The following is a 12266-nucleotide window of genomic DNA, read 5'->3' as shown; positions in this document are numbered from 1 at the left end:
ATGCGCCCATGGATCATCACGAAGTACTGCGCCTCTTCGACCGCCAGATGCGCCGCGAGGTGGCACCCGACCACCCCGGCGTCCGCGTCGAGCGCACCGGGACGGTGGTGCGGCAGAGCGGGGGAGCGGGGGACTGGAACGGCGTGGTCTTCTCCGATCTGGACGAGTCCACGGCGGACGCGGAAATCGCCGCCCAGGTACGGCACTTCGGGGCGCTGGGCGTCGAGTTCGAGTGGAAGACGTACCGCCACGACCGCCCGGCCGATCTCGGCGAGCGGCTCACGCGCGCCGGTTTCGTGGCGGACGAACCGGAGAGCCTGATGATCGCCGAGGTGGCGGGCCAGGCCGAGCCGGTCGCGCTCCCGGACGGCCTGCGCCTCGTGGACGCCACGGACGAGGCGGGTTTCGCGCTCGCCGCCGAGGTCCACGAGCAGGCCTTCGGCACCGATGCGTCCCGCCTGCACGGACAGCTCCTCGACCGTCTCGCCCACGACCCGGACACCTTCGTGATGACCCTCGCCCTGGCCGGCGACCGCCCGGTCAGCGCCGCCCGCGTCGAGTTCGCCCCCGGCAAGGACTTCGCGGGCCTGTGGGGCGGCGGCACGGTCGCCGAGTACCGAGGCCGCGGCCTCTACCGCGCCCTGGTCGCCCACCGAGCCGCCCTGGCCGCCGCCCGCGGAGTCCACTACCTCCAGGTCGACGCCCTCCCGACGAGCCGCCCGATCCTGGAACGCCTGGGCTTCACGCAACTGAGCGTGACGACGCCGTACATCTGGAAGCCGTGACGTGTGGCGTGGTCGCGCCCGTCATGCGCGCGCCCACCCCGCGGAGTTGGAGTACGACTCGCAGCTGTACCGGGTACGGCGGTCCCATGGTTCACCGGTGAGGTGTCCGTACGCGCGGTCGGGGACGTAGAGGAGCGCCTCGGCCCAGACAAGCCCGTCGCGATACGGCCTGAACAGCGCCGGGTCTCCGAGCACGCTCTCGAACTCGGCCCGCCCCGCCGCGACGACGGCGGCCCGGGAGTACAGGAACGCGTCGCCGGAGAGGTCTGCGCCGTACTCCCTGCGGTCCAACCGGTAGAGCGCCCAGGCCAGTTGCTCGGCGAAACCGATCACCGCCGCGACCGGGCCGCTCATCAGCCGGGACGCCAGGGCATCGGCGAGCTCATCACCCTCGGGATCGGGGCGGGCAGGCCCGCACGCCTCGATGAGCTGCCAGAAGGAGTTCTCGTTCATGGCCCGAGCATGGCGTACGGGTCCGACAGCCCCGTACGCCGGAAACCTCAGCGCACCGCCGCCACCCTGAACACGATCCCCGCCCGCTGAAGGCGCTTCAGGAGGGCGTCGCCCATGGCGGTCACCGGGGTGACCTGGCCGGCTGTTGCGGGGAGGTCGTCGTGGACCAATGCGAGGGCCGACTCGGCGAAGATCTTTGCGGTTTCGCCGTAGCCGGGGTCTCCGCCGGAGACCTCCGTGTAGACGCGGCGGCCGCCGCCCTCGCCGACGAAGCGGACCGAGAACCAGCTGCGGGCGCGGCGCTGCTCGTCCGGGCCCTCGCCCGGGGCGACCCGGGAGGACAACCAGCGGCGCAGGGGCGGGACTTGGGCGGCGGCGAGGAGCGAGCCCATCGCCGTGACGCCGCCGATCGCGAACGGCAGGGTCTTGACGGCCGCGTAGTGGCGGTAGCGGAAGTCCGGGCCGTAGCGGTCGAGCGCGCGGGCCGAGCGCTGCACCACCTGGGCGTCGATCGTCGGCAACGGCAGCGCCCAGGCGCCGACTTCGGGGGCGAAGCGCGGGGCCGCGACCGGGGCGTACGCGCGCCGGCCGACCAGGCGCGGCTGGTGGCGGCGCCGGTCCTGGGCCGCCGCGGCCATCTGCCGGCCGCGCGCGAACTGCCCGAGCGCGGAGGCGAACGTGCCGCCGGAGAACATGGCCGAGGCGCGCACGAATCCGTCGATGCGCAGCGGCACGTCCCGAGGAAGCTGCTTGACCGTGTAGTAGACGCCGAGGTCGTGCGGGACCGAGTCGAACCCGCACGCGTGGATCAGCCGGGCACCCGTCTCGCGGGCGCGGGCGTCATGGCGTACGTAGGTGACGTCGACGAACTCCGGTTCCCCGGACAGGTCCAGATAGTCCGTGCCGAGATCGGCGCAGGCCGCGACCAGTTCGTGCCCGTACTCCACGTACGGGCCGACGGTCGTCGCCACCACCCGTGCGGAGGAGGCGAGCCGGCGCAGTCCCGCGCCGTCCGCGGAGTCCACCGCGATCACCGCGACCTTCGCCGCCCGCGGGTCGACACCCGTGAGGTGCTCGCGCAGCCGCTCCAGCTTGTCCGCGCTGCGCCCGGCGATCGCCCAGCGCAGCCCGTCGGGCGCGTGGCGGGCCAGATACTCGGCGGTCAGCGTGCCGACGAAGCCGGTCGCCCCGTACAGCACGATGTCGTGGTCGCGCCGGTCCCGCTCACTCATGGCTCACCCTTCAGCCTGCCCCCGCGCCGTTGTCAGTGGGCGAGGCTAGCGTGCACCGTGCAGGCCGGTGCAAGGGGCCCGGCCAGGACAGGAGGACACCATGGCCGGGGCCGAGTCCGCAGCACGCCCGCCCGCGAAAGCCGCCCTCACCACGTGGGAGAAGGTCCGGGCCTTCGCCCTCGCGCTGCCCGGCGCGGTGGAGGACTTCCCCTGGGGCGACACCGTCGCGAAGGTCAACAAGAAGGTGTTCGTGTTCATGGGCGTGACCGACGGCTCCTGGCCGCTCGGCATCACGGTCAAGCTCAAGGACCCGGAGGCGCACGCGCACGCCCTCACCTCACCGGGCGCGGAGCCCGCGGGCTACGGCCTGGGCAAGGCCGGCTGGGTCCGCATCCCGCTGGAGGGCAAGGGCGCCCCGGCCGCCGACCTGCTGTGCGACTGGGTGGAGGAGAGCTACCGGGCCGTCGCCACGAAGAAGCTGGTCGCGGAGCTCGACGCCCGGTAGAGGGCGAGCGAATGGCGGCAGCGCGGATCCGGCCCGCCGTGACAGTGGTGCCCGGCCCGCCCCCGTACAAAAATAAGCGCTTGCTCGGAAACCCTTGTCTTCGCTGCGCCCCGTTCCTAACATCACTGATGTTACAGCGGTTGTGTCACAGTCGGAGCGGGCCGCATCCCCGCGACAACTCACCAGCGGAAGCAGGGGGTTCGATGGCAGGGACGGCAGGTACAGCAGGCGTGCACGGGGGCGGACCGCTCGCCGGTGTGCGCGTGGTCGAGCTCGCCGGCATCGGCCCGGGCCCCTTCGCCGCGATGCTCCTCGCCGACCTCGGCGCCGACGTCGTCCGCGTCGACCGGCCGAACGGCGCGGGGCTCGCCATCAAGGCCGAATTCGACATCACCAACCGCAACAAGCGCTCCGTGGTCGTCGACCTCAAATCCGCGACGGGCGCGGCCCGCGTCCTCGACCTCGTCGAGCGCGCCGACATCCTCATCGAGGGCTACCGGCCCGGCGTCGCCGAGCGTCTCGGCGTCGGCCCCGAGGCCTGCCACGCCCGCAACCCCCGCCTGGTGTACGGCCGGATGACCGGCTGGGGCCAGGAGGGCCCGCTCGCCCGGCGCGCCGGACACGACGTCTCGTACATTGCCGTCACCGGCGCCCTCGGCATGATCGGCAAGCCCGACGAGCCGCCCACCATCCCCGCCAACCTCGTCGGCGACTACGCGGGCGGCTCGCTCTACCTCGTCGTCGGCGTGCTGGCCGCACTGCAGCACGCCCGCGCCACCGGCCAGGGCCAGGTGGTGGACGCCGCCATCGTGGACGGCACCGCGCATCTGTCCGCGATGATCCACGGCATGATGGCGGCCGGCGGCTGGCAGGACCGGCGCGGAGCCAACCTGCTCGACGGCGGCTGCCCGTTCTACGGCACGTACGAGACGGCGGACGGCGGCCACATGGCCGTGGGCGCCCTTGAGCAGCAGTTCTACGAGGAGTTCGTCCAGCTGCTCGGCATCGCCGAGAAGGCTCCCGCCCGCAAGGACCTGGCGCGCTGGGGCGAGCTGCGCGAGGCGATCGCGGCACAGTTCAAGACCCGTACCCGGGACGAATGGACCGCCGTCTTCCAGGACTCGGACGCCTGCGTGGCCCCGGTCCTGTCCCTGCGCGAGGCCCCGGAGCACCCGCATCTCAAGGAGCGCGGCACCTTCGTGGAGCACGCGGGCCTCACCCAGCCCGCGCCCGCACCGCGCTTCTCGGCCACCCCCGGGACGGTACGCACCGGACCGGCGCTGCCCGGGGCGCACACGGCGGACGTGGCCCGGGACTGGGACGTGCCGGGCCTCGGAGCGGACGCGGCCGGGCCGCCCGGCGGCACCGAGGACGACCCCGGCAGCGCGCCCCACGACAGCAGCGAAGACGACCGCGGCGAAACGGAGCAGGCATGACCACCCCTTCCGGCCTGGAGCGCAGGCTCTACGGCGAGGAGCACGAGGCCTTCCGCACCACCGTGCGCACCTTCCTGGAGCGCGAGGTGATCCCGCACCACGACCAGTGGGAGAAGGACGGCATCGTCTCGCGCGACGCCTGGCGCGCGGCCGGCAAGCAGGGCCTCCTCGGGCTCGCGGTGCCGGAGGAGTACGGGGGCGGCGGCAACACCGACTTCCGCTTCTCGGCCGTGCTCGCCGAGGAGTTCACGCGGGCCGGCGCCTCCGGCCTCGCGGTCGGCCTGCACAACGACATCATCGGCCCGTATCTGACCTCCCTCGCCACCGAGGAGCAGAAGCGGCGCTGGCTGCCCGGCTTCTGCACCGGCGAGATCGTCACGGCCATCGCCATGACCGAACCCGGCGCGGGCTCCGACCTCCAGGGCATCAAGACGCACGCGGAGGACCAGGGCGACCACTGGGTGCTCAACGGCTCGAAGACCTTCATCTCCAACGGCATCCTCGCCGACCTGGTGATCGTCGTCGCGCGGACCACCCCCGAGGGCGGCGCCAAGGGCCTCTCGCTGCTCGTGGTCGAGCGCGGCATGGAGGGCTTCGAGCGCGGCCGCAACCTCGACAAGATCGGCCAGAAGGCCCAGGACACCGCCGAGTTGTTCTTCCGGGACGTGAAGGTCCCCAAGGAGAACCTGCTCGGTGAGCTCAACGGCGCCTTCCTGCACCTGATGACCAACCTCGCCCAGGAGCGCATGGGCATCGCGGTCGCCGCCATCGCGGCCGCCGAGTACCTGTTGCAGATCACCATGGAGTACGTGCAGGAGCGCGAGGCCTTCGGGCGCAAGCTCGCCAAGCTCCAGCACATCCGCTTCGAGATCGCCGAGATGGCCACCGAGTGCGCCGTCACCCGTACGTTCCTCGACCGCTGCATCGAGGACCACGCGAACGGGGTGCTCGACCACGTCCACGCCTCCATGGCCAAGTGGTGGGCGACCGAACTCCAGAAGCGCGTCGCCGACCGCTGCCTCCAACTGCACGGCGGCTACGGCTACATGACCGAGTACCGCGTGGCGCGCGCCTTCACCGACGGCCGCATCCAGACCATCTACGGCGGCACCACCGAGATCATGAAGGAGATCATCGGCAGGTCGCTGCTGCCGTAGGGCTCAGGACCCGGACCCTGGAACTCCCACCCTCACTCCCGCACCCCCGAAAGGGCTTGATTCGTGAGCACCGAAGCGTACGTCTACGACGCGATCCGCACCCCGCGCGGCCGCGGCAAGGCCACCGGATCCCTGCACGGCACCAAGCCGATCGACCTGGTGACCGGTCTGATCAAGGAGATCCAGTCCCGCAACCCCGGCCTGGACCCGGCCACCATCGACGACATCGTGCTCGGCGTCGTCGGCCCGGTCGGCGACCAGGGCTCGGACATCGCCCGGATCGCCGCGATCGCGGCCGGACTTCCGGACACCGTCGCGGGCGTCCAGGAGAACCGCTTCTGCGCCTCGGGCCTGGAAGCCGTCAACATGGCGGCGATGAAGGTCCGTTCGGGCTGGGAGGACCTCGTCCTCGCGGGCGGTGTCGAGTCGATGTCGCGCGTGCCGATGGCCTCGGACGGCGGCGCCTGGTTCGCCGACCCGATGACGAACTGGGACACCAACTTCGCCCCGCAGGGCATCGGCGCCGACCTCATCGCCACCATCGAGGGCTTCTCGCGCCGCGATGTCGACGAGTACGCGGCCCTGTCCCAGGAGCGCGCCGCGACCGCGATCAAGGAGGGCCGTTTCGAGCGCTCGGTCGTTCCCGTACGCGACCGCAGCGGCCTGACCGTGCTCGACCACGACGAGTTCGTGCGCCCCGGCACCACCGCCGACTCGCTCGCCAAGCTCAAGCCCTCCTTCGCGGACATCGGCGACCTCGGCGGCTTCGACGCGGTGGCGCTGCAGAAGTACCACTGGATCGAGAAGATCGACCACGTCCACCACGCGGGCAACTCCTCCGGCATCGTCGACGGCGCCTCGCTGGTGGCGATCGGCTCGAAGGAGGCGGGGGAGCGGAACGGGCTCACGCCGCGCGCCCGGATCGTGTCGGTCGCGGTCTCCGGCTCCGAGCCGACCATCATGCTGACGGGGCCGGCGCCTGCGACCCGTAAGGCCCTCGCCAAGGCGGGGCTGACCATCGACGACATCGATCTGGTCGAGATCAACGAGGCGTTCGCGGCGGTCGTCCTGCGCTTCGTGAAGGACATGGGGCTGTCCCTGGACAAGGTCAATGTCAACGGTGGGGCGATCGCGCTCGGGCACCCGTTGGGTGCCACGGGCGCGATGATCCTCGGCACGCTCGTGGACGAGCTGGAGCGTCAGGGCAAGCGTTACGGGCTTGCGACGCTGTGTGTCGGTGGCGGGATGGGGATCGCCACGGTTGTGGAACGGGTCTAGCGCCGTTGGGGCCTGTGCGCGCTGCCGACTCCAGGTAGTCGGTGGCTGGTGGCGCAGTTCCCCGCGCCCCTTAGAGGCGTGCGGCTTCGCCGACGCCTCCCCTCGGAGCCTCAACGAACCATCCCCATCACAGACTTGACGGAGACCGCACCATGACGCAGAGCAGCACCATCCACTGGGAACAGGACGAGACCGGCATCGTCACGCTCGTCCTCGACGACCCCAACCAGTCCGCGAACACCATGAACCAGGCGTTCAAGGAGTCCATCGCCGCGATCGCCGACCGCGCCGAGGCCGAGAAGGACTCGATCCGCGGCATCATCTACACCTCCGCGAAGAAGACCTTCTTCGCCGGCGGCGACCTCAAGGACATGATGAAGGCCGGCCCCGAGGACGCCCAGGCCGTCTTCGAGACCGGCACCGGCATCAAGTCCTCGCTGCGCCGCATCGAGACCCTCGGCGTCCCGGTCGTCGCCGCCATCAACGGCGCGGCGCTCGGCGGCGGTTACGAGATCGCCCTCGCCAGCCACCACCGCATCGCCCTCGACGCCCCCGGCTCGAAGATCGGCCTACCCGAGGTCACCCTCGGCCTGCTGCCCGCGGGCGGCGGCGTGACCCGCACCGTACGCCTGATGGGCATCGCGGACGCGCTGCTCAAGGTGCTGCTCCAGGGCACGCAGTACAGCCCGAAGCGCGCCCTCGAGAACGGCCTCGTGCACGAAGTGGCCGCCACCCGCGAGGAGATGCTGGCCAAGGCCCGCGCCTTCATCGAGGCCAACCCCGAGTCGCAGCAGCCCTGGGACAAGCCCGGCTACCGCATCCCGGGCGGCACCCCGGCCAACCCGAAGTTCGCCGCGAACCTGCCGGCCTTCCCGGCCAACCTCAAGAAGCAGCTGAACGGCGCCCCTTACCCGGCCCCGCGCAACATCCTGGCCGCGGCCGTGGAGGGCTCGCAGGTCGACTTCGAGACCGCCCTCGTCATCGAGGCGCGCTACTTCACCGAGCTGGTCACCGGCCAGACCGCGAAGAACATGATCCAGGCGTTCTTCTTCGACCTCCAGGCCGTCAACTCCGGTGCCAACCGCCCCAAGGACATCGAGCCGCGCAAGGTCCGCAAGGTCGCCGTGCTCGGCGCGGGCATGATGGGCGCCGGCATCGCGTACTCCTGCGCCCGCGCAGGCATCGAGGTCGTGCTCAAGGATGTCTCCGCCGACGCCGCCGCCAAGGGCAAGGGTTACTCCGAGAAGCTCTGCGAGAAGGCGGTGAAGCGCGGCCGCACCACCCAGGAGAAGGCCGACGCCCTGCTCGCCCTGATCACCCCGACCGCCGACCCGGCCGACCTCGCGGGCTGCGACGCCGTGATCGAGGCGGTCTTCGAGGACCCGGCGCTCAAGCACAAGGTGTTCCAGGAGATCCAGCACGTCGTCGAGCCCGACGCGCTGCTCTGCTCCAACACCTCGACTCTGCCCATCACCGTCCTGGCCGAAGGCGTGGAGCGCCAGGACGACTTCATCGGGCTGCACTTCTTCTCGCCCGTGGACAAGATGCCGCTGGTCGAGATCATCAAGGGCGAGCGCACCGGCGACGAGGCGCTGGCCCGCGCCTTCGACCTGGTCCGCCAGATCAACAAGACCCCGATCGTGGTCAACGACTCGCGCGGCTTCTTCACCTCCCGCGTCATCGGCCACTTCATCAACGAGGGCGTCGCGATGGTCGGCGAGGGCATCGAGCCCGCCTCCGTCGAGCAGGCCGCGGCCCAGGCCGGCTACCCGGCCAAGGTGCTCTCGCTCCTGGACGAGCTGACGTTCACGCTGCCGCGCAAGATCCGCGAGGAGACCCGGCAGGCGCTCGCGGCCGAGGGCATCGAGATGCCGGTGCACCCCGCCGAGGCCGTCATCGACCGGATGATCGACGAGTTCGGCCGCAAGGGCCGCTCCTCCGGCGTCGGCTTCTACGAGTACGGCGAGGACGGCAAGCGCGGCCTCCTGTGGCCGGGCCTGCGCGAGCACTTCACCAAGCCGGGTTACGAGATCCCGTTCCGCGACATGCAGGAGCGGATGCTGTTCTCCGAAGCCCTGGACACGGTGCGGCTCCTCGAAGAAGGCGTCCTCACCTCGGTGGCCGACGCCAACATCGGCTCGATCTTCGGCATCGGCTTCCCGGGCTGGACGGGCGGTGTGCTCCAGTACATCAACGGGTACGACGGCGGCGCCGGGGGAGGGGCTGGCCTGCCCGGGTTCGTGGCCCGCTCGCGCGAGCTGGCCGAGCGCTACGGCGACCGCTTCCTGCCGCCGGCCCTGCTGGTGGAGAAGGCGGAGAAGGGCGAGGTCTTCACGGACAAGTAGCGTCCGAGGGGCGGACCCGCCAGGCGCACCCCGCAGAAGCCGGACACCCGGCGCTCACCTCACAAAAGCGGGAAACCCCGCGCTCACCCCACAGAAGCTGCAGCTCCCAGGACCGACAGGAGCTGCAGCTTCTGTGCGTTCTCACTGCCCGGGACCGCCGTGTACACGAGCAGCATGTGGGACTGGGCCGGATCGAGCAGCGTCTGGCAGGTCAGCTCCAGGGCCCCGACCGAGGGATGCACGAACCGCTTCACCTCGTGCGGCCGGACACCCACCTCGTGCCGTTCCCAGACCGTACGGAACTCCTCGCTCCGCGCCAGGAGCAGGTCCAGCAGTTCCGCGGCCCGCGATCCGGGTCCGCGCAGCGTCACCAGACCGCGCAGCCCCGAGGCGAACATCCGCGAGAGGAACGCGTGGTCCTCCGGTGCGTACAGCGCGCGCGTGCCCGGGTCGGTGAACCAGCGGTAGCCGATGCTGCGCGCCGGCCCGGTGAACGAGGTCAGGTCGCCGGTGAGCGCCACCCCGGCCGGGGTCTGCCGCAGCGTCTCGCCCAGCTCGGTGACGATCTCCGCGGGTGTGTCCTGCAACCGGTCGAAGATACGCAGCATCCCGGGGCCGATGTGCTCCCCGTACGTCCCCCGCACGGGCGGCCGGTGCCCGGCCAGACGGAACAGGTGGTCCCGCTCGTCCAGCGAGAGCCTGAGCCCCTGCGCGATGGACGCGATCATCTGCTCCGAGGGGTGCGGGCCGCGCTCGCGCTCCAGGCGCGCGTAGTAGTCGGCCGACATGTGGCAGAGCGCGGCCACCTCCTCGCGCCGCAGCCCGCCGGTCCTGCGGCGGCTGCCGCGCGGCAGGCCGACGTCCTCGGGCTGCAGCGCCTCCCTGCGCCGCCGCAGGAACTCCGCGAGCCCGGGCCGGTCGATCCCCATGCAGGCCTCCTCCGCCGCCTTTGCCGGAGCACCTTTCTACCGGCCCCGCACCTCCGTATCCACGACTCGTCGATCCCCCCTTGAGGGCCTGCGCGGTGGCCTTCCCGGGGGAATGATGATCCGTGGGTGCCTGCCCGCAGGCCCCGGGCCAGGCCCTTTGCCGCGTACGTCGTCCCGTTCCCAGGAGTGAATATGTCCCGCAGGCCGATCGACCTCCCGCTGCCCGACCTGACCGGCCGGCGCGCCGTCGTGACCGGCGCGAGCGACGGCATCGGGCTCGGCATCGCCCGGCGGCTCGCGGCGGCGGGCGCCGAAGTGGTGCTGCCGGTGCGCAATCCGCGCAAGGGCGAGGCGGCCCTGGCCGCGATCCGTGAACGGGTGCCCGCGGCGAAGGTGTCCCTGCGCGAGCTCGACCTGTCCTCGCTCGCCTCCGTGGCGGCGCTCGGGGAGGCACTGCGGGCCGAGGGGGAGCCGGTCCACCTCCTCATCAACAACGCGGGCGTCATGACCCCGCCCGACCGGCAGACCACGGCCGACGGCTTCGAGCTCCAGTTCGGCACCAACCACCTCGGCCACTTCGCCCTGGTGGCCCACCTGCTGCCGCTGCTGCGCGCCGGCCGGGCCAGGATCACCTCGCAGGTCAGCGTCGCGGCGGACCAGAGCGGCATCAACTGGGACGACCTGAACTGGGAGCGCTCGTACGACGGCATGAAGGCGTACAGCCAGTCGAAGATCGCCTTCGGGCTCTTCGGGCTCGAACTCGACCGCCGCAGCAAGGCCCACGGCTGGGGCATCACCAGCAACCTCTCGCACCCCGGCGTCGCCCCGACGAACCTGCTCGCCGCCCGCCCTGAGGTCGGCCGCGCCAAGGACACCCTCGGCGTCCGGCTGATCCGGGCGCTGTCCAAGCGCGGCATCGTCGTCGGCACGGTCGAGAGCGCCCAGCTGCCGGCGCTGCTCGCCGCCACCGCGCCGCAGGACGCGGGCGGCAGGCTCTACGGGCCGCGCGGCTTCCGGCACTTGGGCGGCCCGCCCGCCGAGCAGCAGCTCTACTCGCGGCTGCGCGGGGAACGGGACGCCGTGCGCATCTGGCAGGCATCGGAGGAGCTCACCAAGGTGACGTTCCCGAACGACTGACGGACGCCGCACGGACCTCGGCGCGCGTGGTCCGCTACGTGCACTCCGCGCGCGCCCGGTCCGTCACGTGCACTCCACGCGCCGAGGTCCTCTACGCGTACTCCGCGCACGCCGGGGCCGTCACGTGGACTCCGCGCGCGCTCGCCCAGTCCGTTGTTACGTGTACTCCGCGTCCGGCCCGTCCACGTACCGCCGCCGCAGCTCGTCCTTCAGGGACCGCTGGAAGGCCGTGACCAGCGCCTGCACCACCATCGGCTGCATGTCCGCCGACAGCGACCTCATCGCCTCGACCGCCTCCGGGTCCGACTCGCGCTCGCGGTAGGGCCCCCACACCTCGGCCTGGAACAGCCGGGTCAGCTCCCTGGCCGCCTGCCGCGAGTGCTCCAGCATCACATCGCGCGCAGCGAGGATCGCGTCGTGCGAGATCGGCACGTCGAGCAGCCGCAGCCCCAGGTGCAGCAGCCCCGGGTCGATCCGGAAGGTGTCGGGGTCCTCGGTGCGCTCCAGGACACTCATCGCCGCGAGCCGGTCCACGTCCGCGTCCGACAGGGCTCCGCCCGCGCGCCGGGCGAGCTGCTCCCGGCTCATCTCGGTGGCGCCCTCGGGGATCCAGCTGGCCACCAGGGCGCGGTGGATGGCGAGGTCGTGCGCCGTCATGTCGGCGGGGAGCTGCTCCATGTAGCGCTCGATCGCCGCCAGGGTCAGGCCGTGGTGCTGGAGCTCCTCGATCAGCGCGAGCCGCGACAGATGCGCCGCTCCGTACCGGCCCACGCGGCGCGGCCCGATCGACGGCGGCGGCAGCAGCCCGCGCGTGCTGTAGAAGCGGATGGTGCGCACGGTGACCCCGGCGCGGGCCGCCAACTCGTCGACGGTGAGCGAGGGTTCGTACCTGCCGGACCCGCGCTCCCGCTCCGGCTGCCCGGATCCGCGCTCGCGCACCGGCTGCCCGGACCCGTGCTCACGCACCGGCTGCCCCTCCGCCTGGGTGGTCATTGCTCGCGGCCTCGCT

General features: G+C 71.8%; 11 protein-coding genes. 7 read left to right on the top strand and 4 right to left on the bottom strand.

What is annotated here, in order from left to right; all coding sequences use genetic code 11:
- The first annotated feature begins 8 nt into the window (after positions 1-8).
- Positions 9-785: a GNAT family N-acetyltransferase gene (locus BLT97_RS03450; RefSeq protein ID WP_093607117.1), complete on the top strand. Its 777-nt coding sequence runs from the start codon at positions 9-11 to the stop codon at positions 783-785.
- Between the two features lie 21 nt (positions 786-806).
- Here the strand turns inward: BLT97_RS03450 and BLT97_RS03445 are convergent, their stop codons facing one another.
- Together BLT97_RS03445 and BLT97_RS03440 are read right to left on the bottom strand one after the other, a co-directional pair.
- Entirely contained in the window at positions 807-1238 is a 432-nt protein-coding gene (locus BLT97_RS03445) for a DUF4240 domain-containing protein (protein WP_093607116.1), read from the bottom strand.
- Positions 1239-1285: 47 nt separating this feature from the next.
- Complete coding sequence (locus BLT97_RS03440) at positions 1286-2470, bottom strand: saccharopine dehydrogenase family protein (RefSeq protein ID WP_093607115.1); 1185 nt, start codon at positions 2468-2470, stop codon at positions 1286-1288.
- A 100-nt stretch (positions 2471-2570) separates the two neighbouring features.
- On the opposite strand from BLT97_RS03440, the gene BLT97_RS03435 reads away from it, so the two are divergent.
- From BLT97_RS03435 to BLT97_RS03415, 5 genes are all read left to right on the top strand, one after another.
- Positions 2571-2975 carry an MmcQ/YjbR family DNA-binding protein gene (locus BLT97_RS03435; RefSeq protein ID WP_093607114.1) on the top strand — a complete coding sequence of 135 codons (405 nt, stop codon included), beginning with the start codon at positions 2571-2573 and terminating at the stop codon, positions 2973-2975.
- Positions 2976-3178: 203 nt separating this feature from the next.
- A complete protein-coding gene (locus BLT97_RS03430) occupies positions 3179-4411 on the top strand; it encodes a CaiB/BaiF CoA transferase family protein (protein WP_093607113.1) in 1233 nt (410 codons plus the stop codon).
- On the top strand, positions 4408-5568 hold the full coding sequence (locus BLT97_RS03425; RefSeq protein WP_425442638.1) for an acyl-CoA dehydrogenase family protein: 1161 nt from the start codon (positions 4408-4410) through the stop codon (positions 5566-5568). The genes BLT97_RS03430 and BLT97_RS03425 overlap by 4 nt, the downstream gene beginning before the upstream one ends.
- 63 nt (positions 5569-5631) lie before the next feature.
- Positions 5632-6846, top strand: coding sequence for an acetyl-CoA C-acetyltransferase (locus tag BLT97_RS03420; protein WP_093607112.1), 1215 nt, complete (start codon positions 5632-5634; stop codon positions 6844-6846).
- A gap of 152 nt (positions 6847-6998) precedes the next feature.
- Complete coding sequence (locus BLT97_RS03415; RefSeq protein WP_093607111.1) at positions 6999-9191, top strand: 3-hydroxyacyl-CoA dehydrogenase NAD-binding domain-containing protein; 2193 nt, start codon at positions 6999-7001, stop codon at positions 9189-9191.
- An 83-nt stretch (positions 9192-9274) separates the two neighbouring features.
- Here BLT97_RS03415 and BLT97_RS03410 read toward each other — a convergent pair whose 3' ends face one another.
- Positions 9275-10120 (bottom strand): helix-turn-helix transcriptional regulator, encoded by an 846-nt coding sequence (locus tag BLT97_RS03410; RefSeq protein ID WP_093607110.1) that lies wholly within the window; start codon positions 10118-10120, stop codon positions 9275-9277.
- Between the two features lie 192 nt (positions 10121-10312).
- Between BLT97_RS03410 and BLT97_RS03405 the strand changes: the two genes are divergently transcribed.
- Complete coding sequence (locus BLT97_RS03405) at positions 10313-11257, top strand: SDR family oxidoreductase (RefSeq protein ID WP_093607109.1); 945 nt, start codon at positions 10313-10315, stop codon at positions 11255-11257.
- A 156-nt stretch (positions 11258-11413) separates the two neighbouring features.
- Here the strand turns inward: BLT97_RS03405 and BLT97_RS03400 are convergent, their stop codons facing one another.
- Complete coding sequence (locus BLT97_RS03400) at positions 11414-12250, bottom strand: MerR family transcriptional regulator (RefSeq protein ID WP_093607108.1); 837 nt, start codon at positions 12248-12250, stop codon at positions 11414-11416.
- Positions 12251-12266: the final 16 nt, after the last annotated feature.

Source organism: Streptomyces indicus (assembly GCF_900100315.1).
GTDB lineage: Bacteria > Actinomycetota > Actinomycetes > Streptomycetales > Streptomycetaceae > Streptomyces > Streptomyces indicus.
Note: the sequence above shows the minus strand (reverse complement) of the source record. Positions and strands in the feature narration are given on the sequence as shown.

Excerpts from the sequence above, each read along its gene's own strand:
- BLT97_RS03450 (WP_093607117.1), top strand. The coding sequence starts at position 9 with ATGGATCATCACGAAGTACTGCGCCTCTTCGACCGCCAGATGCGCCGC.
- BLT97_RS03445 (WP_093607116.1), bottom strand. The coding sequence starts at position 1,238 with ATGAACGAGAACTCCTTCTGGCAGCTCATCGAGGCGTGCGGGCCTGCC.
- BLT97_RS03440 (WP_093607115.1), bottom strand. The coding sequence starts at position 2,470 with ATGAGTGAGCGGGACCGGCGCGACCACGACATCGTGCTGTACGGGGCG.
- BLT97_RS03435 (WP_093607114.1), top strand. The coding sequence starts at position 2,571 with ATGGCCGGGGCCGAGTCCGCAGCACGCCCGCCCGCGAAAGCCGCCCTC.
- BLT97_RS03430 (WP_093607113.1), top strand. The coding sequence starts at position 3,179 with ATGGCAGGGACGGCAGGTACAGCAGGCGTGCACGGGGGCGGACCGCTC.
- BLT97_RS03425 (WP_425442638.1), top strand. The coding sequence starts at position 4,408 with ATGACCACCCCTTCCGGCCTGGAGCGCAGGCTCTACGGCGAGGAGCAC.
- BLT97_RS03415 (WP_093607111.1), top strand. The coding sequence starts at position 6,999 with ATGACGCAGAGCAGCACCATCCACTGGGAACAGGACGAGACCGGCATC.
- BLT97_RS03410 (WP_093607110.1), bottom strand. The coding sequence starts at position 10,120 with ATGGGGATCGACCGGCCCGGGCTCGCGGAGTTCCTGCGGCGGCGCAGG.
- BLT97_RS03405 (WP_093607109.1), top strand. The coding sequence starts at position 10,313 with ATGTCCCGCAGGCCGATCGACCTCCCGCTGCCCGACCTGACCGGCCGG.
- BLT97_RS03400 (WP_093607108.1), bottom strand. The coding sequence starts at position 12,250 with ATGACCACCCAGGCGGAGGGGCAGCCGGTGCGTGAGCACGGGTCCGGG.